The organism is Mycobacteriales bacterium (assembly GCA_035995165.1).
Classification (GTDB): domain Bacteria; phylum Actinomycetota; class Actinomycetes; order Mycobacteriales; family CADCTP01; genus CADCTP01.
The window spans coordinates 1-22,825 of sequence record DASYKU010000088.1; the positions used below are offsets into that span (position 1 = coordinate 1).

At 74.9% G+C, this 22,825-nt stretch carries 23 protein-coding genes and 1 tRNA gene; 10 read left to right on the forward strand and 14 right to left on the reverse strand.

Annotation, left to right across the window (positions count from 1 at the left end):
* The first annotated feature begins 143 nt into the window (after positions 1-143).
* Positions 144-467, forward strand: a complete 324-nt coding sequence (locus VGP36_14080) for a hypothetical protein (protein HEV7655843.1) — start codon at positions 144-146, stop codon at positions 465-467.
* A gap of 23 nt (positions 468-490) precedes the next feature.
* Here the strand turns inward: VGP36_14080 and VGP36_14085 are convergent.
* Both VGP36_14085 and bcp read right to left on the reverse strand, forming a co-directional pair.
* Positions 491-572, reverse strand: a tRNA-Leu gene (locus VGP36_14085).
* 25 nt (positions 573-597) lie between these two features.
* Positions 598-1,065 carry a thioredoxin-dependent thiol peroxidase gene (bcp, locus tag VGP36_14090; GenBank protein HEV7655844.1) on the reverse strand — a complete coding sequence of 156 codons (468 nt, stop codon included), beginning with the start codon at positions 1,063-1,065 and terminating at the stop codon, positions 598-600.
* A 112-nt stretch (positions 1,066-1,177) separates the two neighbouring features.
* Here bcp and VGP36_14095 point away from each other — a divergent pair, with 112 nt between their 5' ends.
* The 4 genes from VGP36_14095 to VGP36_14110 are packed head-to-tail and all read left to right on the forward strand — an operon-like array spanning position 1,178 to position 4,209.
* Positions 1,178-2,104, forward strand: a complete 927-nt coding sequence (locus tag VGP36_14095) for an EfeM/EfeO family lipoprotein (protein ID HEV7655845.1) — start codon at positions 1,178-1,180, stop codon at positions 2,102-2,104.
* A 15-nt stretch (positions 2,105-2,119) separates the two neighbouring features.
* Positions 2,120-3,403, forward strand: coding sequence for a Dyp-type peroxidase (locus VGP36_14100; GenBank protein ID HEV7655846.1), 1,284 nt, complete (start codon positions 2,120-2,122; stop codon positions 3,401-3,403).
* Between the two features lie 43 nt (positions 3,404-3,446).
* Positions 3,447-3,674 carry a DUF3618 domain-containing protein gene (locus VGP36_14105; protein HEV7655847.1) on the forward strand — a complete coding sequence of 76 codons (228 nt, stop codon included), beginning with the start codon at positions 3,447-3,449 and terminating at the stop codon, positions 3,672-3,674.
* Between the two features lie 46 nt (positions 3,675-3,720).
* Positions 3,721-4,209 (forward strand): DUF427 domain-containing protein, encoded by a 489-nt coding sequence (locus VGP36_14110; GenBank protein ID HEV7655848.1) that lies wholly within the window; start codon positions 3,721-3,723, stop codon positions 4,207-4,209.
* A gap of 4 nt (positions 4,210-4,213) precedes the next feature.
* Here the strand turns inward: VGP36_14110 and VGP36_14115 are convergent, their stop codons facing one another.
* The 5 genes from VGP36_14115 to VGP36_14135 form a co-directional block, all read right to left on the reverse strand.
* Positions 4,214-5,221: a threonine/serine dehydratase gene (locus tag VGP36_14115; GenBank protein HEV7655849.1), complete on the reverse strand. Its 1,008-nt coding sequence runs from the start codon at positions 5,219-5,221 to the stop codon at positions 4,214-4,216.
* Complete coding sequence (locus VGP36_14120) at positions 5,218-6,489, reverse strand: hypothetical protein (GenBank protein ID HEV7655850.1); 1,272 nt, start codon at positions 6,487-6,489, stop codon at positions 5,218-5,220. Before VGP36_14120 ends, VGP36_14115 begins: the two co-directional genes overlap by 4 nt.
* Positions 6,490-6,506: 17 nt before the next feature.
* Positions 6,507-7,208, reverse strand: coding sequence for a helix-turn-helix transcriptional regulator (locus tag VGP36_14125; GenBank protein HEV7655851.1), 702 nt, complete (start codon positions 7,206-7,208; stop codon positions 6,507-6,509).
* Between the two features lie 169 nt (positions 7,209-7,377).
* Positions 7,378-8,976 (reverse strand): NAD(P)/FAD-dependent oxidoreductase, encoded by a 1,599-nt coding sequence (locus tag VGP36_14130; protein ID HEV7655852.1) that lies wholly within the window; start codon positions 8,974-8,976, stop codon positions 7,378-7,380.
* A 47-nt stretch (positions 8,977-9,023) separates the two neighbouring features.
* Positions 9,024-9,473, reverse strand: a complete 450-nt coding sequence (locus tag VGP36_14135; GenBank protein ID HEV7655853.1) for a hypothetical protein — start codon at positions 9,471-9,473, stop codon at positions 9,024-9,026.
* A 45-nt stretch (positions 9,474-9,518) separates the two neighbouring features.
* On the opposite strand from VGP36_14135, the gene VGP36_14140 reads away from it, so the two are divergent.
* Genes VGP36_14140 through VGP36_14155 form a run of 4 tightly spaced genes read left to right on the forward strand, consistent with a single transcriptional unit; the run spans position 9,519 to position 12,934 of the window.
* Positions 9,519-10,442 (forward strand): hypothetical protein, encoded by a 924-nt coding sequence (locus VGP36_14140; protein HEV7655854.1) that lies wholly within the window; start codon positions 9,519-9,521, stop codon positions 10,440-10,442.
* Complete coding sequence (locus VGP36_14145; GenBank protein ID HEV7655855.1) at positions 10,439-11,104, forward strand: hypothetical protein; 666 nt, start codon at positions 10,439-10,441, stop codon at positions 11,102-11,104. The genes VGP36_14140 and VGP36_14145 overlap by 4 nt, the downstream gene beginning before the upstream one ends.
* Before the next feature lie 47 nt (positions 11,105-11,151).
* Positions 11,152-11,589, forward strand: coding sequence for a MarR family transcriptional regulator (locus VGP36_14150; protein ID HEV7655856.1), 438 nt, complete (start codon positions 11,152-11,154; stop codon positions 11,587-11,589).
* 37 nt (positions 11,590-11,626) lie between these two features.
* Entirely contained in the window at positions 11,627-12,934 is a 1,308-nt protein-coding gene (locus VGP36_14155; protein HEV7655857.1) for an MFS transporter, read from the forward strand.
* Positions 12,935-13,242: 308 nt separating this feature from the next.
* On the opposite strand, the gene VGP36_14160 is transcribed toward VGP36_14155, so the two are convergent.
* From VGP36_14160 to VGP36_14190, 7 genes are all read right to left on the reverse strand, one after another.
* On the reverse strand, positions 13,243-14,553 hold the full coding sequence (locus tag VGP36_14160) for an FAD-dependent oxidoreductase (GenBank protein ID HEV7655858.1): 1,311 nt from the start codon (positions 14,551-14,553) through the stop codon (positions 13,243-13,245).
* A complete protein-coding gene (locus VGP36_14165) occupies positions 14,550-16,169 on the reverse strand; it encodes a hypothetical protein (GenBank protein HEV7655859.1) in 1,620 nt (539 codons plus the stop codon). The genes VGP36_14160 and VGP36_14165 overlap by 4 nt, the downstream gene beginning before the upstream one ends.
* A gap of 131 nt (positions 16,170-16,300) precedes the next feature.
* Positions 16,301-17,320 carry a DUF1996 domain-containing protein gene (locus tag VGP36_14170; GenBank protein ID HEV7655860.1) on the reverse strand — a complete coding sequence of 340 codons (1,020 nt, stop codon included), beginning with the start codon at positions 17,318-17,320 and terminating at the stop codon, positions 16,301-16,303.
* Positions 17,321-17,408: 88 nt separating this feature from the next.
* Positions 17,409-18,215, reverse strand: coding sequence for a DUF4142 domain-containing protein (locus VGP36_14175; GenBank protein ID HEV7655861.1), 807 nt, complete (start codon positions 18,213-18,215; stop codon positions 17,409-17,411).
* Positions 18,216-18,539: 324 nt separating this feature from the next.
* A complete protein-coding gene (locus tag VGP36_14180; GenBank protein ID HEV7655862.1) occupies positions 18,540-20,606 on the reverse strand; it encodes a DEAD/DEAH box helicase in 2,067 nt (688 codons plus the stop codon).
* Positions 20,607-20,708: 102 nt separating this feature from the next.
* Positions 20,709-21,728 carry an NADPH:quinone reductase gene (locus tag VGP36_14185; GenBank protein ID HEV7655863.1) on the reverse strand — a complete coding sequence of 340 codons (1,020 nt, stop codon included), beginning with the start codon at positions 21,726-21,728 and terminating at the stop codon, positions 20,709-20,711.
* 52 nt (positions 21,729-21,780) lie between these two features.
* Positions 21,781-22,269 carry a cupin domain-containing protein gene (locus tag VGP36_14190; GenBank protein ID HEV7655864.1) on the reverse strand — a complete coding sequence of 163 codons (489 nt, stop codon included), beginning with the start codon at positions 22,267-22,269 and terminating at the stop codon, positions 21,781-21,783.
* A gap of 122 nt (positions 22,270-22,391) precedes the next feature.
* Between VGP36_14190 and VGP36_14195 the strand changes: the two genes are divergently transcribed.
* Entirely contained in the window at positions 22,392-22,757 is a 366-nt protein-coding gene (locus tag VGP36_14195) for a nuclear transport factor 2 family protein (protein ID HEV7655865.1), read from the forward strand.
* Positions 22,758-22,825 lie beyond the last annotated feature (68 nt).

A 22,825-nucleotide genomic window follows, 5' to 3' on the forward strand; every position in this document is an offset into this window, starting at 1 on the left:
CGGCGTGCATCCGAAGGTGGTCCAGGAGCGGCTCGGGCACGCCTCGATCGGCATCACTCTCGACATCTACAGCCACGTTGCGGACGGCCTGCACGCGGCCGCCGCGGCGCTGGTAGCCGACATGATTGGAGGGCAGGCTGACCATGGTTGATCAACTGCCGTACGAGCACGGCGAGTGGCTGGTTGCGACCGTGAACATCGCGGACCGCGAGGGCCGCACGACCGAGGACTTCGGCGCCGTGCGGATACGCGCGATGGAGGGTCGCGCCGTCGCAATCGAGATCACCGGCGACCTGTCCGGCACTACCGTCGTCGCTGTTCTCGATGAGGGTCGTGGCCGGCGCTCACGAGTCCATCTTCAGACCCGCAGCGTGTGCGCAGCGATCGATGCGGCAGCCGGGGTCGACGGCCTGCCGGTGCCGGTTAGCGGGCCGTTAGCACCGGATAGCGGTGAGGACCGTGGCTAGCTCGTTGGCCTGCGACGGAGCTGTGCGGGAGGGGGGACTCGAACCCCCACGCCCGAGGGCACCAGAACCTAAATCTGACGCGGCTGCCTGTTACGCCACTCCCGCCTGCGGCCCAGCGTAGAGGGTCGGTTCAGACGGAGAGTTTCTTGCGGAGGGCGGCGACGTGGCCGGTGGCCTTGACGTTGTAGAGCGCCTGCTCGATCTTGCCGTCGGCGCCGACGACGAAGGTGGACCGGATCACGCCGGTGACCTTCTTGCCGTACAGGTTCTTCTCGCCGTACGCCGCGTACGCGTCCAGCACGGTGTGGTCCGGGTCGGACAGCAGCGGGAACGTCAGCTCCTCCGCGTCCCGGAACTTCGCCAGCTTGGCCGGCTTGTCCGGGGAGATGCCGAGCACGTCGATCCCGGCGCCGTCGAGCGAGGCCAGGTTGTCCCGGAAGTCGCAGGCCTCCTTGGTGCAGCCGGGCGTGGAGGCGGCCGGGTAGAAGTAGACGATCACCGTCCGCCCGCGGTAGTCGGCCAGCGCGACCGGCTTGCCGTCGGCGTCGGGCAGCGTGAAGTCGGGGGCCTGGTCGCCGGGGGACAGTCGCTCCGTCATGCGCGCGAGGGTAGTGCGTGCGGACCCTTGCGGACCGACCCGGCCCGGGCGTTAAGGTAAGGCTCGCTTAAGTAAGGCGTGCCTAACCAGTCCCGTCCCCGAGGAGTCCCCCGTGCGCAGGTCCCTGTCCGTCCTCGCGCTGGCCACAGCGCTCGGCCTGCTCGCGGCGGCGTGCTCCTCCGGTGACGACGACGGTGGCCAGGTCCGCTCCGAGGGTGGCGGCTCGGTCAGCGGTTCCGGCTCGGGCTCCGGCTCCGGCTCCGGTCTGTCCGGCTCCGACCTCGGGTCGCAGAGCAACGACCAGACCGTCACCCAGGCCGTCACCGACTACAAGACCTGGGTCGTCGGCCAGGTCGCCGGGTTGCGGACCGACACCACGAAGTTCACCGACGCCGTCCGGGCCGGCAACGTCGCCCAGGCCAAGGCCACGTACGCGTCCAGTCGGATCAAGTGGGAGATGATCGAGCCGATCGCCGGGCTCGTCCCGAACATCGACGGTTCGGTCGACTCACGGGTGGATGATTTCGCCGGCGTGAACGATCCCAAGTGGACAGGGTGGCACAAGCTGGAGTATCTCCTCTGGGAGAGGAACACCACGTCCGGCGGCGCCGCGCTGGCGGACAAACTAGACAAGGATCTGGCAACCCTGGACACGCAGATCAAGACCGTCGACATCACCCCGAAGGCTGTTGCCCTCGGGGCCGGCGAGCTGATCGAAGAGGTCTCCGAGGGCAAGATCAACGGCGAGGAAGACCGTTACTCGCACACCGATCTCTCGGACTTCGACGCGAACCAGCTGGGCGCCAAGCAGGCGTACACGTACTTCCGCGGCATCATCATGACCAAGGACAAGGCGCTGGCCACGGCGATCGACAACGGGTTCACGGCCGTCGACGACTCGCTCGGCCCGTACGAGATCAGCGAGGGTGTCTTCAAGCCGTTCACCGACCTGAAGCCGGCCGACAAGACGAAGATGCAGGCGCAGCTCGCCTCTCTGTCGGAGAATCTGGCCAAGGTGCCGGCGGTGCTGGGGGTCTGAATCGGTGATGCGGTGATGAGCAACGACGGTGGCCGGGCGCCGCTGTCCCGGAGGGCCTTCCTCGGGACGGCCGCGCTCGGCACGGCCGTGGTCGGCGGCGCGACGATCGGCGGGATCAAGCTCGCCTCGGACGCGCGCGCCGGGAACGGCGACGACGGGCCCGAGCCCATACCGCCCCGGGGGTTCCGCGGCTACCACCAGATCGGGGTGCTGGAGCACCCGGCCGCGCACGGACTGCTGGCCGCGTTCACCTGCGTGGACGAGACCCGCGGCGCGCTGGCCGAGACGTTCCGCAACCTCTCCGAGGAGATCGACTCGCTGATCGCCGGCCGGGTGCCGGCCGAGAGCGACCGCGACCTGCCGCCGCCGGACAGCGGCGTGCTCATGGAGGTCACCGACCCCGGCCTGACGATCACCGTGTCGGTCGGCGCCTCCCTCTTCGACGCCCGGTACGGGCTGGCCGACCGCAAGCCGCGCGAGCTGGTCACGATGCCGTTCCTGGCCAACGACCGGCTCGACCCGGCCCGCTCGCACGGCGACGTCCTCATCTCCCTGCAGGGCAAGGAGCCGGACGTCTGCATCCACGCGCTGCGCCAGATCATGCGCCGGACCCGCTCCGGGCTGGTGCTGCACTGGCTGCAGGACACCTTCACCCGGCCCGACGCCGTGCCGAAGCTCGGGCAGACCCAGAGCCGCAACCTCCTCGGCTTCAAGGACGGCACCGCCAACCCGAACGCCGATGACGAGGACCTGATGAACACCCTCGTCTGGACCTCCACCGCGGACGTCGCGCAGGACGCGACGGGCCGCGAGCCGACCTGGACGGTCGGCGGGACGTACCAGGTCGTCCGGGTCATCCGGATGCTGGTCGAGCGCTGGGACCGGGCCGCGCTGGAGGAGCAGGAGTCGATCTTCGGCCGCCGCAAGGTCAACGGCGCCCCGCTGTCGGGGAAGGCGGAGACCGACATCCCCGACTACGCCGACGACCCGAACGGCAAGGTCACCCCGATGAGCGCGCACATCCGGCTGGCCAACCCGCGCGACGACCGTACGAAGGACAAGGTGCTGGTCCGGCGGGGGATGAGCTACACGCGCGGGATGGACTCGGCCGGGCTGCTGGACCAGGGGCTGGCGTTCGTGAGCTACCAGCGCCGGCTCACGCACTTCCTGGAGACCAACGACCGGCTCAAGGGCGAGCCGCTGGAGGAGTACATCCGCCCCGAGGGCGGCGGCTTCTTCTACGTGCTGCCCGGCGTCGTCGAGATCGGCGACTGGCTCGGCCGGCAGCTGCTGACCTGAGCGCCTGCGGGGCGGGTTGCCCCGTATGCCCTAGGGTGCTCGCGTGAGCCCCCGGGACCCCGAGCAGATCCAGCGCGAGATCGAGACCTCCCGCTCGCAGCTGGCCGGCACCCTCGACCAGCTGACCGAGCGGGTCAGCCCGAAGCGGCTGGCCGGGCAGGCCAAGGACTCCGCGGTCAGCTGGGCCCGGACGCCGGTCGGGATGGCCGTGGCCGGCGGGGTCGTGCTGCTCGTCGCGCTCGGCATCGCCCGCCGCGTCCGCAACCGCTGAGTCGCCTCACCGGGCGGGATCTCGCGCGCCGGGAGACGATTGCGGCGTGCGGAGGGAGAAGCCGGGTCCCGGACAGGAATCGGTCTGGGACTACCCGCGGCCGCCGCGGCTGGAGCGATCCGGCCGCGCGGTCACGGTCACGCTCGGCGGCGTGCTCGTCGCCGCGTCGGACCGGGCCTGGCGGGTGCTGGAGACCAGCCACCCGCCGGTCTGGTACCTCCCCGCCGACGACGTCACCCCCGGCTGCCTGACCCCCACCGGCCGGACGTCGTACTGCGAGTTCAAGGGCACGGCCGACTACTGGAGCGTCAGCGCCGGCGGGGTCAGCCGGCCCGACGCGGCCTGGTCGTACCCGCATCCGTCGCCCGGGTACGAGCCGATGACCGGCGCGGTCGCCTTCTATCCCGCGCTGATGGACGGGTGCACGGTCGACGGCGAGCCGGTGCAGCCGCAGCCGGGCGGGTTCTACGGCGGCTGGATCACCGCGGACGTGGCCGGCCCGGTCAAGGGCGCGCCCGGCACCGGGGGCTGGTGAGCCCTCAGGCCGGGTCGCGCAGGACCGCGGAGGGGTCGGTGTTGCCGCCGCAGACGATCGCGGCCACCCGTTCGCCCGGCTCCGGCAGGTAGGCGCCGGTGACCAGGGCGGCCAGCGCGGCCGCCCCGCCGTACTCGGCCAGCACCCGCAACTGCGCCCACAACCGGCCGCGCGCCCGGGCGATCGCCTCGTCCGGGACCAGCACCGAGGTCATCCCGGTCCGCTGTGCCACCGACCAGCAGACCTCGCCGACCCGGCCGGCCCCGAGCGAGTCGGCCGCGATCCCGCCGACCTCGACGTCGACCGGCTTGCCCGCGGCCAGCGCCGCGTGCAGGGTCGGGCAGCGCTCCGGCTCGACCGCGACGACCCGGGCCCGGTCCGCCAGCGCGGCGCCGATGCCGGCCACCAGCCCGCCGCCGCCGGTCGCGACCAGCACCGTGTCGACCGGGCCGACCTGCTCGACGAGCTCCAGCGCCAGCGTTCCGTTGCCGGCGCACACCTCGGGCTGGTCGTACGCGTGCACGAGCAGGCCGCCGGTCCGCTCCGCGTGCGCCGCCGCGACCGCGGCCGCCTCGGCGTAGACCGTGCCCTCCTGGACCACCGCGGCGCCGAGCTCGCGCAGTCGCGTGACCTTCACCGCCGGCGCGGTCACCGGAACCACGATGTGCGCGACCAGGCCGAGCTCGCGGGCCGCGTACGCCACCGCGAGGCCGGCGTTGCCCCCGGACGCGGCCACCACCCGGCTGCCGGCCGGCAGGTCGGCCGCCAGCAGCCGGTTGAGCATGCCGCGGGCCTTGAACGAGCCGGTGTGCTGCAGCAGCTCCAGCTTGAGCGCGACCGGCGTGCCGAACGGCCGGGAGTCCAGCACCACCGCCGGCGTACGCCGGACCCGGTCCCCGAGCCGGTCCGCCGCCGCGACGACGTCGTCCCGATCGATGCCGTGGCCGGTCTCCCCGCCGGCGTCCCGGGCCGGGTCCGGATCGGCGTCCGGACCGGGGTCCGGACCGATCACTGCTCCGGGTCCCGGCCGGGATCGCGGAAGGCGCCGAGGTTGCGGCCGGGCTCACGATAGGCGCCGAGGTCGCGGGCCGGCTCCGGCTCGCGTCCCGGCTCCTGCCCGGGCGCCGGCGCCTGCCCGGGCCAGAACGGCTCGGCGTCCGGCCGGTAGGACGCGGCCGGCGTGAACCCGCCGGTCGGGTACGGGTCGGTGCCGGGCGTGAAGCTCCCGGTCGAGTACGGATCCCAGAGCTGGGTCTCCGGCCCGGCATCGTCCTCGTCCGGGCGGTCCTCCGGCGGCGGCGCCTTGGACCCGACCGCCTCGACGATCCGGCCGACCAGCAGCCCGACCACGATCGCGCCGCCGAGCAGCGCCGGACGGGTCCACGGCTGCGCCTCGACCAGCACCAGCCAGAGCGCGGCCAGCTGCAGGAACCCGGCCGCGAGGACGGTCCCGAACAACCCGCCCCGCCGCCCGTACGCGCTGGTGCCGCCGAGCAGCGCCGCCCCGGCCGCCTGGGCCAGCAGGGTCAGCCCGTCGTCGGGGACGACCGCCCGCAGCCGCAGCGCGATGATCAGCCCGGCCGCGGCGGCCAGCAGGCAGGAGCCGACCAGCGCGGCCGTCGCGGAGAACGCGGCCCGGGCGCCCCGGCCGGCGGCCGCGTCCCCGGCCGGCCGGTAGCCGCCGATCCAGGCCCGGGTCCGCGGGGCCATCGCGAAGCCGCCGCCGAGCAGCGAGAGCACGACCGCGCCGCCGGCCAGCGGCCAGGCCCAGCGGCGCAGGTCCGGGCTGCCGTCGAGCAGCAGCGAGCGGCCGGCGCTCATCGACAGCAGCGCCGCGTACAGCCCCAGGGCGGCGCCGAGGCCGACGGCCCAGGCCGGCAGCCGGAAGCCGACCACGACGATCGCCATCGCCAGCCCGAGCGCGATCGCCGCGCCCAGCGTGACCAGGGCGGCGACGCGCAGCTCGTACCCGTGCTGGGTGCGCAGCCAGGCGGTCAGCACGCCGGCGATCACCGCGACCGCGCCGACCGCGAGGTTCGGCACGGCCGCGCGCAGGCTCAGCGCGAACGCGCTGCCGAGCAGCACCCCGGCCGCGAGCAGGATCAGCAGGTCGCGCAGCCCGTTCCCGGACAGCGCGTCGACGTTCTCGTGCCGGACCGCCAGCACGGCGCCGACGACCGCGGCGACGAGCAGGACCTCCCACACCGCATGCACCCACACCCGGTCCCGCGGCGGCACCGGGCGCCGGTGCGCGGCGGGCTCGACCGCGTCGGGCTCCATGGCCGGTCACCGTACCGCTAGGAGATGTCTCCCGAGCTGACCGCCAGCCGCTCTTCCAGCTCGGCCAGCAGCTCACGCGTGACGAGGCCGCGCAGCGTGATGTGCCGGTCGGGCTCCGTGGTCGCCTTGCGCAGCGCGATCCGGGCGTCCCGCTCCGCGGTGAAGGGCTTGCCCCAGCGACCGACCGCCGCGAGCACCAGCCGTTCCGGGGTCACCCCGAGCCGGCGGGCCGCGTTCCGCTCGGCGTCGCCGATCCCGGCCAGCGCCCGGCTGACCGCGGTCGGGCCCCGGACGCCGAACCGCGCGGCCGCGTCGACCAGCGCGTCCGGTGGCGGCGGCCGGCCGTGCGAGGCGGGCCGGGTGGCCGGCACGTCCAGCGCGTCCGGCGGCAGCGCGCGCAGCACCTCGCCGCCGTCGGCCAGCACGGCCCGGACCGCCGCGGCCGGCAGCCGGGCGCCGGCGGCCAGCTCGACCGGGTCCGGGTCGGAGCCGGTCAGCTCGGCCGCGCTCACCCCGTACGCGGCGCAGAGCAGCAGCAGCTCCTCCACCGACAGCGGCCGGACGCCCGCCTCGACCTGGGTCAGGGTGCCGGCCTGCCAGCCGACCAGCCCGTACGAGCGGAGCAGGGCGGCGGCCTCCTCCTCGCCCAGGCCGCGCTCGGCCCGGACCCGGGCCACCCCCACGGCCAGCACCGCGCGCAACGACCGCACCCGGCTCACGCTCCGCCTCCCATCCCGGCCCGGTGGACCGCCCCGCCTCGGTGGATCGTCCCGGCTCGGTGGATCGTCCCGGCCCGGCGGTCGGTCTCGGCCCGGTGGATCGTCCCGGCCCGGCGGCCCGGACCGCCTCGGCGATCGGTCTCGGCCCGGTGGCCGGTGTCGCAGCCGCTCACGGGGTCCGGCCCCAGACGGCGCGGCCGGCGGAGCCGATCGCCGCGCGGTAGAGGAGCCCGGTCCCGGCCCGGTCGCGGGCCAGCGCCGCCCGGGCCGCGTTCGCCCCGCAGGCCCCGTGCACGCCACCACCGGGATGGGCCGACGCCGAAGCGAGGAACAGCCGGTCGATCGGGGTGTCGGCGCGGCCCAGCCCCGGCGTCGGCCGGAGCACCAACTGCTGGAACAGCGCCGCGGTGCCGCCGGCGATCGCCCCGTCGACGAGGCTGGCGTTCTCCGCCTGCAGGCCGGCCGGCGAGGCCACCGCCCGGCCGACCACGAGGTCGCCGAACCCGGGCGCGTGCCGCTCGATCGTCGCCTGCATCCGCCCGGCGACCTGCTCGGTCAGCTCCGGCGTCCAGGTCAGCCCGTGCGGCACGTGCGTGTACGCCCACAGCGACTCGGTGCCCGCGGGCGACCGGGACGGGTCCGCCGTCGTCATCTGGCCGGCCAGGATGAACGGCCGCTCCGGGATCCGCCCGTCCGCCAGGTCCAGCGCGAACCGGCCGAACAGGTCCAGGTCGAGGTCCAGGTGGACGGTCCCGGCCCGGGCGACGGCCGGATTGCTCCACGGCACCCGCCCGGACAGCGCCCAGTCGACCTTGACGGTCGCGTCGTCCCAGTGGAACCGGTCCAGGTCGTCCCGGACCCGGGCCGGCAGGTGCTCCGCCCCGACGAGGTCGAGGTAGAGCGCCGGCGCCGGCACGTCGGCGAGCACCGCCCGGGTCGCGCCGGGCCCGTCCCCGTCCGCCGTCCGTACGCCGACCGCGCGGCCGTCACGCACCTCCACCCCGGTCACCCGGACCCCGCAGCGCACCTCGCCGCCGCGGGCCTCCAACCGCCGGACCAGCGCGTCCGCGATGGACTGGGCCCCGCCGGCGGCGACCGGGTAGCCGACGTCCTGGGCCAGCATCGACAGCAGCCAGCCGAGCAGCGCGCTGCCGGAGGCGTCCAGGGTCAGGTCGGCGTGCATCGCGTTGCCGGCCACCAGCATCCGGGCGCCCTGGCCGCGGAACGCGTCCTGCCCGTAGCGCCGGGTGGACTGGACGGCGAAGCGGGCGAACCGCATCGTGTCGGCCACCCCGAGCCGGCGCACCAGCCCGGCCCCGGACCGCACCGGCGGGAAGGGGCTGAGCAGCGCCCCGACCAGGTGCTCCCGCATCCGCCGCCAGCCGGCGAACTCGGCCTGCCAGCGCTCGCCGTCGCCGGGCGCGAACTCCTCCACCGACGCCGCGGTCTCGGCCGGGTCGCGGGACAGCGTGACGGTCCGGTCGTCGGGCAGGACGTGCACCAGCGGCACGTGGTGGTCGTGCAGCCAGTGCAACCCGTACTCGTCCAGGCCGAGCTCGTCGATCACCGGCGACACCGCGGTCAGCGGGTAGAACGCGCTGCACAGGTCGCTGCGGTAGCCGGGCGCGGCGAGTTCGGCCGTTCGCGTTGCGCCGCCCGGTGTCGCGTTGGCCTCGAGCACGAGCACCGACCAGCCCGCGTCGGCCAACAGGTTGGCGGCGACGAGGCCGTGGTGGCCGGCGCCGACCACCACCGCGTCCCAGCTCATGCCCGGCATCGTCCTCCCGGGCGGACGTCTACCCGACTCCGGGTCGGTCAGTCCTCCCCTTCCTCGCGCAGCGTCGCGACGTCGACCTGGCGGCCGAGCTCCTCGACGCTGCGGAAGTCCCCGACGAACACGCCGTGCCGTTTCAGCCGCAGCACCCGGTGGGTGTGGCCGATCTTGTCCCTGTAGGTGACGTGTTCCACGGTCACGCCCCCCGGCCCCGTGAGTCTCACGTCGCCCAGTGTCACCCGAAAGGCTGAATGCAGCAGCCTGACCTGCAGAGATCGGGGCGGCCACTCGACCTCCGCCGACGGGACCGCGGCGATCCGGTCCCGGACCCGCTTGGTCAGCTCGGGCCGGCAGGGCGCGACCAGGGCGAGCACCGCGACCGCGTGCGGCCGGGTGGTGGCGCCACGGGTCACCGCGCTGGCCAGCGTCCCGGCGCGGGTGTGCAGCCGCACCTCCAGGGAACGATCGGCGGACAGCGGTCGACTCGGCACCGCCTTACCCTATCGAACGTACGTTCGAGTCGTACGCTGCCTGCCGTGCCCCGGCCGCGTCCCGACCTGCTGGTGGCGGCGTCGATCCCGGTGCTGCTGGTGGCCGGCGTGCTGCCCTGGCAGCGGGACCGGATGTGCACCGAGGGCGGCTGCGGCACGGTGCTGGCCTCGGCCTGGGGCGGGTCGCTCGCCTGGACGCTGGTGCTGCTGGCCGGGCTGGCGACCGCCGGGGCCTGGGTGCTGCTGCTCCCGGTCCGCGGGCGGGCGCCGATCGGGCTGGCCGCGCTGACCGTGACGATCGCGGTGCTCGCGGCCGCGGTCGTGGTGGTCAGTGCGGACGCGCTGGTCTTCGGGCACGCCGGGGTGATCCCGTTCTCGCTGCCGGTCACCGAGACGTTCCCGGTCCTGTCCGTGCACCCCGGCGAAGGTCACGCTCTCGCGCTCGTCGGCCTCCTCCTCCAGGCGTACGCCGGCTGGACCACCCTCCGCCTTCGCTCCGCCGCCGGCCGTCCGGCCGCGGCCCCGTTCGCCTCCGGCCCGGCTCCGGTCGGCTACCCAACCGGCCCGCATCCGGGCCTGGCATATAGCGGCCCCGGTGCGGCCCCGGCATATCCCGGCCCCGGTCCCGCCCCGACGGCCCCGTCGTTCGCCTCGGGTCCACTCCCGGACCCCCGCTCCGCGTACGGGCAGAACCCGGCGGAGACCGCGGTCCACCACCCGGACCCGGCGCCCTACGGTCCGGGCGGCGGCGCTTACGGTCCGGGCGGCGGGGCCTACGGGCCCGACCCGGCTGCTTACGGTCCGGGCGGTGGGGCTCACGGGCCGGACCCGATGGCCTACGGATCGGGCGGCGGGGCTCACGGGCCGGACCCGATGGCCCCCGGTCCGGGCGCCGGGGCCGTTCCGTACGAGGAGACAGCCGTGTTCGGGCAGGGTCCGCCGGCGCCGCGCCGGCATCGCCGCGGATGACCGCGTTCCTGCTTCTGCACCCGCCGCTGCTCGGCCCGGCGGTCTGGGCTCCCTGCGCCGAGGTCCTGCGCGCTGCCGGCCATCAGGTCGCGGTGCCCGATCTCCGCCCGGCCGTCGAGCCGCCCACCCACTGGTACGACCGCGCCACCACCCTCGCCGCGTCGGCCGCGCGCTCGGCTCCGGACGGTGCGCTCGTCGTCGCCGCGCACTCCGGTGCGGGTCTCCTCCTGCCGCTCGTGGTCGACCGGGTCGGCGCCGCCACGGCCGTGTTCGTGGACGCGCTGATGCCGGGCCGGCCGACCTCCGACCGGTTCGCGGACTTCCTGGCCGGTCTCCCCGTCACCGACGGCCGCCTGCCGCGCTGGTCGGAGTGGTGGGGTCCGCAGGAGATGGCCGAGCTGATCCCCGACGCGGAGCTGCTGGCCCGGATCGAGGCCGACCAGCCCCGCCTGCCGGTCGCCTTCTACGCCGAGCAGGTCCCGGTCCCGTCGTCCTGGCCGCCGCCGAGGGTCGGTTACCTCCAGCTCAGCCCCGCGTACGAGGCCGACGCGGCCGAGGCCCGCGAGCACGGCTGGCCGGTCCGGACCCGGCCCGGGATGCACCTCGACCTCGCCACCAGCCCGGCCGAGGTCGCCGCGGAGATCCTCATCCTGGCGACATGAGAGAAGGAACATCAGCGAGTTATATAAGCCGCTGATATAGTTGCGGGGTGATCACCGAGACGCAGCCCGGCCTGGAAGAGCTCGCCGGCTGCGTCGAACGGCTGGTCGGCTGGCTGCGCCGCAGCACCGCGGTCCCCGGCTACAGCGTCACCAGCAAGCTGACGCTGTCCCGGTTGCAGGCCGACGGGCCGGCCCGGATCTCCGACCTGGCCCGGCTCGAGGGCGTCACCCAGCCCGCGATGACCTCCTTGATCAACCGGCTCGAGGGCGAGGCGATGGTGCGCCGCGGCGCCGACCCGACCGACGCCCGCGCCGCCCTGGTCGAGCTCACCGCCTCCGGGCACGCGTTCGTCGACGCCCGCCGGGCGGAGCGGATCCGGGTCCTGTCCGGACGGATGGAGCTGCTCTCCGCCGCCGACCGCAAGGCCCTGCTCGACGCGCTGCCCGCGCTCGACCGGCTGTCCAACCCGCCTGACCCGGCCTGAGGCCGGCCCCACCCCCGTCGTACCTGGAGCCAGTGAGATGTCCGCTGCGCACGCAACCCCCGTGAGCCCGTTCCGGCAGCCCCGCGCCGTCTGGGCCGTCGCCTTCGCCTGCGTCGTGTCCTTCATGGGCATCGGCCTGGTGGACCCGATCCTGCCGGCACTGGCCCAGCAGCTGGACGCCTCCCGGTCCCAGGTCTCACTGCTGTTCACCAGCTACCTGGTCGTCACCGCGGTCGCGATGCTGGTGACCGGCTGGGTGTCGAGTCGCATCGGGGCCAAGCGCACGCTGATCGTCGGCCTGGTCCTCATCGTGGCGTTCTCGCTGGCCGCGGCCAGCTCGGACACGATCAACCAGATCGTCGGCTTCCGGGCCGGCTGGGGCCTGGGCAACGCGCTGTTCATCGCGACCTCGCTGGCCGTGATCGTCGCGTCCTCCAGCGGCGGGTTCGCCGGCGCGATCGTGCTGTACGAGACCTCCCTCGGGGTCGGCATCGCGGCCGGCCCGCTGGTCGGCGGCCTGCTCGGCAGCATCACCTGGCGCGGCCCGTTCTTCGGGGTGGCGTTCCTCATGACGGTCGCGCTGGTCGCGACCCTGATCCTGCTGCCGGCGACCCCGCGCCCGACCCACCACTCCTCGATCGTGGCGCCGCTGGCGGCGCTGAAGCACCGGTCGCTGGCGACGATGGGCCTGACCGGGCTGTTCTACAACTGGGGCTTCTTCACTCTGCTGGCGTACTCGCCCTTCCTCATGAACCTGGACGCGATCAAGCTCGGCCTGGTCTTCTGCGGCTGGGGCATGATGGTCGCGCTCTTCTCGGTGTTCGGGGCGCCGCGGCTGCAGGCCCGCTTCGGCACCGCCCGCACGCTCTACGCGAACTTCCTGCTGCTGGCCGTCGACCTCGCCGTCATCGCCACGTTCACCACGAACCGGGTGGTCGTGATCGCCGCGGTGATCGTGGCCGGCATGTTCCTCGGCATCAACAACACCCTGGTCACGCAGGCGGTCATGATGGTCGCGCCGGTGGAGCGGCCGGTCGCCTCGGCGACGTACGGGTTCGTCCGGTTCATCGGCGGCGGCATCGCGCCGTACGTGGCCGGCAAGCTGGCCGAGCGCTACACCGACTCGGTGCCGTTCTACGTCGGCGCCGGGGCGATGCTCATCGCGCTGGCGATCTTCTTCACCGGCCGCAAGATGATCGACGCGGCCGACCGGCAGATGGTCGCGGACGCGACCGGCGAGACCCCGGCCGAGACGGCCCAGGAGCGGGAGCTGGAGAGCGCCGACGGGCTGGAGTCCTTCGGTGGCGGCGAGACCGCCGGATCCCGCGAACCCGCCCGCAACTGACCCCCGCGCCGAGCGCCCACCGCAGACCGCCCGCCGTCCGCGGCCGCCCGCCCCGCCGTCCGGGACCGCCCGCCCCGCCGTCCAGGACCGGCCGCCCGCCGTCCGGGACCGACCGCCCGCCGTCCGGGACCGCGCGGCTGTCGTCCCGGGACCGCGCGGCTGTCGTCCGGGATGTGCTGCCGCGGCCGGCGGACCCGCTCGGCCGACCCAGGGAGCGTTGCGTGCGGCCGGCGGTCCTCCTTCCAAGGCCCGCCGGCCGCACGTCGGACGGGACCGGCCGCGGCCGCTGCCCCGTGGCCGGTCCCAGCTCAGCGCACCAGCCGCAACCGGTGCTCCTCGACCATCGGCTCCGGGATCACCACCGGAGCCGGCATCGGCACCGGCGCCGGCTCGGCCAGCAACGTCCGGCAGGCGACCGTGAACGCCCGCGGCGCGTTGACCGCCGCGACCCCGGCCAGCCGGCCGTCCTCGACGTAGTGCGCGACCACGCCGGCCCGGGCGGTGTCGCGCCGGCGCGGTCGCAGCTCGGTCAGGTGCACGTCGGCGCGGTCCGAGAGCCGGCCGCAGACCTGGATGCGCAGCCCGTTCTGGTCCGACCAGAACCGCGGCAGCAGCGAGACCGGCGGCGCCCCGGAGTGGCCGGCGAGCAGCGTCGCCGCCGCCGCCCGGCCCTGCTCCACCGCCATGATCCACTGCCCGACCCGGTGCGCGCCCGGCCTGCGGTGCCGCGGATCCGGCCAGCGGGCCAGCGCGCCCGCGGCGACCACCCCGTCCAGTCCGACCACCCGCAGCGACTCGTCGCAGAGCAGCCCGTCGGAGCGGTCGGTCGGCGTGCCCTCCAGCCAGTCCAGCTCCGGCTTCTCGCCCGCGGCCACCACGACCAGGTCGGCCGACACGGTCTCGCCTGAGTCCAGCAGCAGCCGCCAGCCGTGCCGGCGTCGCTCGGCGTCGGCGACCTTGCGGCCGAGCCGCAGCTCCAGCCCGGCGGCCCGGTGCGAGGCGGTGACCAGCGCGCCGAGCTGCTCGCCGATCGAGCGCGGCATGAGGTGCGGCTGGGAGTTCACCAGCACCGCCCGCCGCGCCATCGCGGTCACCGCGCAGGCGACCTCGCAGCCGGTCAGCCCGCCGCCGACGACCGCGACGCTGCCGGCCCGGGTCAGCGCGGACCGCAGGGCCAGCGCGTCGGCCAGGTCGTGCAGCAGGTGCAGGCCCGGTCCGGCCGGCCAGGCCGGCGGCAGCGTGGGCTTGGTGCCGGTCGCGACGACCAGCCCGTCGTACGCCAGGGACTCGCCGGTGGCGAACAGCAGCCGCCGGGCCTCCGGATCCAGGCCCGCCACCCGGGCGCCGACGTGCCAGCGCACGTCCGGGTGCCCGCGCAGGTCCAGCGCGATGTCGCGGGGCCGCTGGTGCCCGTCGAGCAGGCCCTTCGAGCAGGCCGTCCGGTCGTACGGGCCGAGCGGCTCGGCGCCGACGGCCATGATCTCGCCGGCGAACCCGAGCCGGCGCAGCTCGGCGGCGGCGCTCCACCCGGCCGCGCCGGTGCCGACGACGACGATCCGGTCGCGGGGTCCGTAGGCGGGGCGGCCGTCCCGGCTGACCCGCAGCTGGTGCACGCTCATCGGCCCGCTCCCGACCGGCCGCCGGGGATCCCCCGCAGCGGCGGCAGATGATGTCGCCCGGTGTCCTGCATGTCCGACGGCGGCGGCAACGCCTCCGCCGGCCGCGCTGCCCGCGCCCCCGGCCGCGGTGCACCCACTGCCCGCGGCCCGGGCGGCGCCCCGACCCGCGGCAGCGACCCGGTCCCCGGGTCGCCCGAGACCCGTGGCAACGACCCGGTCCCCGGGCCCGAGACTCGCGGCAGCGACCCGGTCCCCGGGTCGCCCGAGACCCGCGGCAACGACCCGTTCCCCGAGTCGTTCGCGGTCCGGGGGAGGGACCCGGGGCCGGTCGCGATCGGCGGCAGCGACCCCGTTCCCGGACCGCCGGCGACGCGCGGCAGGGAACCGGTTCCAGGGCCGGAAGCGACCCGCGGCAGGGAACCGGTTCCAGGGCCGGAAGCGACCCGCGGCAGGGAACCGGTTCCAGGGCCGGAAGCGACCCGGGGAAGGGAGCCTGTCCCGGGCCCGGCGGCGACTCGGGGGAGGGGGCCGGTGCCGGGGTCGGCGACCGGGGCCAGGCGGGCCACCGGGACCGGTGCGGCGCGCCGGGGTGCGGGCTCGGGCTCAGGGGAGGGGGTGGGGGTGGAGGACCGGAGGGCGACCGGCTCGGCGGCCGGGGTCCGGTGCGCGACCGGCTCCGCGGCCCGCCGTACGGGGTCGGCGGCCGCCCGCCGGGGTACGGGCTCCGGCGACCGGCGCGGCACCGCGGCCGGCCGGAACGCCGGAGCCAGGGACTCTGCCACCGGAGCCGCCTCGGCCGGGACCAGCTCCTGCTCGCCGGTCTGCGCCAGCACCACCGACGTGGGCAGCCGCCCGATCGCGATCGCCCGCGCCGGGCATACCACCGCCGCCCGCATCGCCACGTCGGCCTGGTCACTGGAGACCACCGACCGGTACGCGAGCCGCCGGTCGCTGCGCAGCGAGAAGATCGCCGGCGCCTCCTGCTCGCAGAACCCGAACGACTTGCACCGCACCGCGTCCACCGCGACCGTGATCTCCTCCGCCCGCTGCTGCCGGGCGACCCGCTCCAGCAGGCTGCGCGGCAGCCGCGCCACCGGCGCGATCGTCGCGGCCCCGGCCAGCACGACCGTGCCCCAGGCCAGCGCGACCGCCGCCCGGACCGGCGCCGCCGCGACCTCCGACCCGGAGATCATCAGGTGCGCGGCGACCATCGTGAACGAGAGGTAGCCGAGCGAGTGCAACGCCCGCCACCGCTGCCAGCCGAGCTTGCGCTGCACCAGCACCGACAGCGCGGTGGCGATCATCAGTTCCAGCGCGAGCACGCCGAGCCCGACCCCGAGCGGGTCGGCCCGGTCGGTGAACGGGATGACGACGTCGATCCCCCGGACCCTGCCGCCGGGCGCGGCCAGCTGGACCAGCCCGTGCACGACGCCGAGGCAGAGCCCGAGCAGGATCAGGTGCATGTGGATGCCGTGCACGGTGTGGTGCCGGAGCCGGGCCGAGGCCCAGCCGCTGCGGAGCACGGTGCCCATCAGCGTGCCGGCCCACAGGGCGCCGAACGAGACGAAGCCGATCGTGGCGGCAACGAGGTGCACGCTCTCGATTGCGGTCGGCATGAAAGCGGCTATCTCCAAGTCGCAGGTCGGGAAATGAATTCGAGTCGAATTACGGCGTACCACCGCGGGCGCCCGCGGTGGTACGCCGCCTGCGCCGCGACGCACCGCGACACAAGTTCCGGACGGACCGCCTAGCAGCGCATCCCGTTGTTGATGCAGCCGACGGCGACCCGCATGAGCCGGTCCGACATGACGTTCTCGAAGTCGTTGTGGTCGGTCACGGCCTTACGCAGCTGCTCCGGGAACGTGTCCACCGCGAACGAGGCGCCGGGGGCGACCCGATAGCCGAGAATGATGCGCAGCTGCGGGATGGCCTTGAAGCCCTCGGGGCAGGCGCCGGTCGTGGGGTCGGCGAACGCGACGTGCGACCGGTGCGTCGCGCTGTCCAGGTCGGTGCCGTTCCAGCAGCCCGGGAAGTCGTTCACGCGCTGCACGAGCTGGCCGCGCGGGCAGATCGGGTACTGGGTCGAGCTGGCCTTGTCGTGCGTACCGGAGCAGGTCCAGTGGGCCCTGGCCAGCGGGTCGTTCGGCCCATTGGTCACGGCCTTCGCGTCGCCGGTGACGATGCGCAGGAAGCGCGGCATCGCGGCGACGCGGCCCTGGGCGTTGCCGAGGAACTGGATGGAGACCTGGGCCGGCGTGAGGATCGTGCCCATGTTGCCGTCCGCGCCGCCGCCGGGGGCGCCCGCGTCGTCGCCGGCCGTACGGATGTCGCGCAGCACCGGCCAGAAGTACGTCGACAGGTCACCGCCGCGGCAGGTCGTCCCGGCCGCCGCCAGCGACTCGTCGGTCGCGTTGCCGTCCGTGGACAGGTTGCCGACGTAGTCGTGGGTGTGGTGGGCGCCGTTGCTCACGCCCGGCGAGGTGATGAAGTTGTCGGAGTTGCGGTGCGCGTTGGTGTTGCGCCCGCACTGGGCGGTGAACGTGCCCCGGGAAGCGCCGCGGACCGGTCGGGGGGCCGGCGTCGCCGCCGGCGCGTCCTGGATCCGTACGTAGTCCTCGGGCACGGTCACCGGGTGGTTGTGCCCGTCGACCGACTCCAGCGTCGACTGGATCTCCGGCGCCGCGGCCGGGCTCTCGGCCGCGGCGGCCCAGCGGACGCCGACGCCCGCCGCGCTGCCGATGGCCACCACTGCGAACACGGCGGCCATCCGGCGTCTTCGGCTGCCTCGCTGTTCCAAGTACGGCAAGGGGAACTCCTCTCGATCGGACTTTCTGATGGGGGTGGAGCAGCGGGTCTCAGGCCCAGGAGCGGCGCGCGGCCAGGGCGAGGTTGGCGACGGCGACGAGGACCACGGCCACGATCACCAGCGGGGTGGTGATCGGCCCGTGCGGCGCCGGCGGAGCGAGCACGTCGGCCTCGACCGGCGCGACCAGCCCGGTGCTCTCGAGCAGGCTCATGTGCTTCATCACCACGTCGGTGGCCTCCGCGGCGAAGGCCCGCACGAGCGTGTTGCGGGTGCTGGCCCGGACGTCCGCGACGATCGCGAACACCTGACCGTGCGCGGTCCGCAGTCGGTTGGCGAAGGTCTCGTCGAACGCGTGTCCGCGCTCCGGCGTCATCTCGGCCAGCCAGTTCCGCTGGTTGAGGTTCGGCTGGTCCGGCAGTTGCACCTGGAGCTTGCGGGCGGCCGCACCGACCTCCTCGTCCAACCGGCGGTGGTCGGCGGCGAGCACCCGGCCCACCGCCTGCACCCGCTGGTCGGAGGAGTGGGTCTGGGCCATGTCGCCGGCCGGGACCTCCCATGACCCGGCGAGCTTGACCCGGACCAGGAGGTCCTTGTCGGTGGCCGTGAGCGGGCCCCAGGAGGTGTCGACCGAGGGTCCGTCCTCGGCCGCGGCGACGCCGGCGGCCAGCGGTGCGGGCATGCCGAGGTGTCCGGACGGGTGCGCCTGCGAGGCGCTCGTCGCCGGGCCGGACCACCAGCCGACGGCGAGCACGGCGAGGACGCCGACGGCCAGGACCGTCCCCGGCCGTCGCCATCGTCCGTCCCCGGCCAGGGCCGGGCGCCGCCTCGCGCAGGCAGCGGTCGATCTTCGGTGCATCCGTCCTCCGGGTGCATCACAGGAGCGAGCAGTACAGGGAAGTCGTCACCGAAGAAGGCGACAACGGATTGCTCGGGCGCCGGCGCGTCGGCACCCGTGGGGCATGTCGGAGCGAATAGCGCCCGGCACGGTGCGTCGCACACGGGAAACCGCCACCCAGCCCGACGGAATCGAATCCGTCCCCCCTGAGCAGCGAACAACTTGGCAGGTGGCGGTGAAGGAATCAATACCCTTCACCAAATTAGTAATGGGCAACCTCGGAACGTTACTTAGCCCATCAGGGTGACGTAGCGTGTCCGATCGCGGGGGCCGGGCGACCCTCCGTTAGGGTCGCCGGTGCGCCACCAGGGGCAGCACGGGACCGGTGCCGGCATCGTGCAGCAATGCCGCGCAAGCGGTGATCGTCCAGGTGGAGCGGGCAAGATCGTCGACGAGCAGCACCGGCCCGGGCGGGAGCGCGATCCCGTCCAGCAGGCGCAGCCCGTCGAACAGCTGCCGGACCCGGACGCCGGAGGACACCTCGTCGGCCGGGGCGGTGCCGGTGACCGAGATCGCATCGACCAGCGGCAGCCGGCCGATGGTCGCGATGTGCTCGGCCATGCCCTGGACGCGCCGCGGCCGGGACCGGCTCGGCACCGGGATGACCGCCAGCGGCCGCTCGTCCCACTCCCGCGACCACCGGGACAGCACGTCCACCAGCGCGGCGCGCAGCTCGTCCGACGGCTCGCCGTCGGGGCCGCCGACCTCGGCGATGAGGTCCCGCCAGGCCGGGTCGTCGGCGAACGCGATCGCACGGCCGGGCGCCAGTCCGACGATGCGGCCCTTGCGGCCGCCGCCCGAGGGCCAGAGCTTGCGCGGCTCCAGCACGTGCCGCCGGCCGCGCAGGTGCCGCCGGGCCGCCAGCACCCGCTCCGGGGCCGGCCGGGCGCCGGGCGCGGGCAGCACCCCGGTGCAGACCGAGCAGCGGCCGCAGGGGCCGGCGGTCGGGTCGTCCAGCGCCTCGGTGAGCACCTGCATGAGGCAGCGGGCACCGGCCGCGTACTCCCGCATGAGGTCGGCCTCGGCCCGCCGGGCGGCGACGACCCGGCCGTACTTGTCCGCGTCGTACTGCCAGGGCTCGCCGGTGGCGACCCAGCCGGTGCCGACCCGGTCGACCGCGCCGTCCACCCGCAGCGTCTTCAGCAGCGCGTCGAGCCGGCCGCGGCGCAGGCCGGTCTCGGCCTCGATCGCCGGCACCGACATCGCGGCGCCGTCCGGGCCGGGCAGCACCCGCAGCACCCGGGCGGCCGCGTCCGGGTCGGGGATCGTCGCGGTGGCGAACCACTCCCAGATCCGCGGGTCGCTCTCCGCGGCCGGCAGCAGCACGCCGACGGCCTCGTCCAGGGCCCGCCCGGCCCGCCCGACCTGCTGGTAGTACGCCACCGGGGAGTCGGGCGAGCCGACGTGCACGCAGAAGCCGAGGTCGGGCTTGTCGTAGCCCATGCCGAGGGCGGAGGTCGCGACGACGGCCTTGAGCTCGTTCGCGCGCAGGGCGGCCTCGATCCGGGCCCGCTCGTCCGGCTCGGTCTGCCCGGTGTACGCGGCCACCGGGTGGCCCTGGGCGGCCAGGAACCCGGCCAGCGACTCGGTCTGGTCGACGGTCAGCGCGTAGACGATGCCGGAGCCGGGCAGGGTGTCCAGCGCGTCGGCGACCCAGGCGAACCGCTCGACCCCGTCCAGGCCGGGCGCGACGGCCAGTCGCAGCGAGGCCCGGGCCAGCGGGCCGCGCAGGACCAGCGTGTCGTCCCCGAGCTGGGCCGCGACGTCGGCGGTGACCCGGGCGTTGGCGGTCGCCGTCGTCGCGAGCACCGGGCTGCCGGGCGTGGTCGCGGCCAGCAGGTGGGTCAGCCGCTGGTAGTCGGGGCGGAAGTCGAAGCCCCAGTCCGAGATGCAGTGCGCCTCGTCGACGACGAGCAGGCCGGTCTTGGCCAGCAGCGGCAGCGCCCGGTCGGCGAACTTCGGGTTGGCCAGCCGCTCCGGCGAGACCAGCAGCACGTCGACCTCGTCCGCGCCGAGCGCGTCGAAGACGACCTGCCAGTCCTCGACGTTGGCCGAGTTGACCGTGGCCGCGCGCAGGCCGGCCTTCCCCGCGGCGGTGACCTGGTCGCGCATGAGCGCGAGCAGCGGCGAGATGACCAGGGTCGGGCCGTGGCCGGCCTCGCGCAGGGCGGCGGTGGCGGCCCAGTAGGCCGCTGACTTGCCCCAGCCGGTCGCCTGGACCAGCAGGACCCGGCGGCCGGCCGCGAGCGCGGCGACCGCCTCGACCTGGTCCGGGCGCGGCACCGCGCCGGGTCCCGCCATCCCGGCGAGGACCCCGGTCAGATGCCGCTCGGCGACCTCGTTCGCGTCCACGCCGGCCACTCTGCCATTGCCCGCCGACGAAATCCGGGCCCGGCCGCCTCCTGTGGACATCGGCGACCGGCGCGGCTCAGAGACAGCGGCGAGCGATCCCGCTCAGAGGTCGGCGACGTGGACGAGCACGCGGCCGGTGGGGGCGGTCTCCAGCTCGGCGTGCGCCTTGGCCGCGTCGGCCAGCGGGAAGACGTGCAGCGGCAGGCCGTGCTCGGTGCCGACCTTGACCGCGCCGTCGGCGACGGCCGCGTTGGTGTCCTCGATGCCGGCGCCCTTGGCGTCGTTCGGCTCGGTGTAGACGAGTACGAACTGCCAGCGCGCGTTCGGCCCCATCATCGCCCGGATCGGGATCGTCACGCTGTCGCCGCCGTCGTCGGAGTAGATCCCGACCGCGCCGTGCAGGCCGAGCACCTGCGCGTCCACCGACGCGTTGCGGGCGACCGAGACCTCGACGATCGCGTCCACCCCGTGCGGCGCGACCTTCCGTACCTCGGCCACGACGTCCTGGGTCTTGTAGTCGATGATCTCGTCCGCCCCGGCCGCGGCCGCGAGCTGGGCCTTGGCCGGGCTGCTCACGGTCGTGATGATCCGGGCGTCGGCCCACCGGGCCAGCTGGATCGCGGCGTTGCCGACCCCGCCCGCCCCACCCTGGACCAGGACGGTCTTGCCGGCCAGCGCGCCCGGGTCGAGCCGGTCCGGCATGCTCTCGCCCAGCGTGAGGCAGCGGTGCGCGGTGAGGAACGGCACGCCGAGGCACGCGCCCAGCTCCAGCGAGGCCCCGGCCGGCAGCAGCACCGCCTGGCGCTGCGGCACCACCGTGAACTGCGCGGCCGTACCCCAGGGTCGTCCCTGGGCCGCCTCCCAGATCCAGACCGGCTGGCCGACGACGGCAGCGTCGACGCCGTTGCCGACCGCGTCGACGATGCCCGCGCCGTCCTGGTTCGGGATCTGGAAACCGGCGTCGCCGATCGGCCGGCTCCGCCGCGCCTTCCAGTCCGTCGGGTTGATCCCGGACACCCCGACCCGGACCCGGAGCTCGCCCGGGCCCGGTTCGGGCACGTCCCGGTCGGTCAGCTGAAGGACGTCCGGGTCACCGTTGCTCGTGTACACGATCGCCTGCATGAGCCTCTGTCTACCCCACCCCATCCGGGGCACGCGCTGGGGGGAACGCTCGTCACACCATGTACTGGTCGTGCCTGCGGAGGAACTCGGTCGTCTCCTCCGGACCCGGCGTCCGGCCGGAGGCGGCGATCTCGGCCAGCCCCTCGAAGTAGGCCTCGCGCGGGGCTCCCGGCGTGAACAGCAGCAGCATCGAGGCCGGGGCGCCGGACTCGTTGCGGAACGCGTGGATCCCGCCGGGCGGTACGAAGTGGAAGTCGCCGGGCACGGCGTCGACCCACTGCGTCCCGTCGTACAGGCGCACGGTGCCGGTCAGGACGTAGAACGACTCGGTGATCGTCCGGTGGAAGTGCGGCTCGGGGCCGCTGCGCGGGCCGGTCATCTCCCAGCGGTAGAGGCCGAAGTCGCCGCCGGTGCTCGCGCCGGTGGCGAGGTAGTGCACGTCGACGGCGGACAACACCAGGTCGGGCTCGGCGGCCGCGGCGCGCGCGGTCGCCGAGGTCGCACCGCCGTCGCCGAGGTATCGGGGTTCGGGGTACGACATCGCCCGACCCTAGAGGGTGTGCGCGAGGACCGGGCCGCATTACCTGTCAGGTAATCGCGCCGCCGCACCGCACCGTCCACAGTGGTCTGCGTCAAGGACGTACGACGACGGAGGAGATCGCGATGAGCGACGTGACGACGACGGTGGACACCTACCTGTCGGCCTGGAACGAGACCGACCCGGCCCGGCGGGCGACGCTGGTGGAGCAGGTCTGGGCCCCGGAAGGCACGCTGACCGACCCGCCGATGGCGGCCGAGGGGTACGCCGGGATCAGCGACCTGCACGCGGCCCTGCAGGGACAGTTCCCCGGGCACCGGTTCCGCCGGTCGAGCGCGGTGGACACCCACCACGACCGGTTCCGGGTCGGCTGGGAGCTGGTCGGCCCGGACGGTGCGGTCGCGCTGGCCGGCCTGGACGTCGGCGAGCTCGCCGCCGACGGCCGGCTGCGGGCCATCACCGGCTTCTTCGGCGACCTCCCCACACCGTGATCCCCACCGCGGCCGGCCGCGCCCGTCCCGCGGCGGCCGGCCGCGCCGCCCTTGCGACGGCCGGGCGC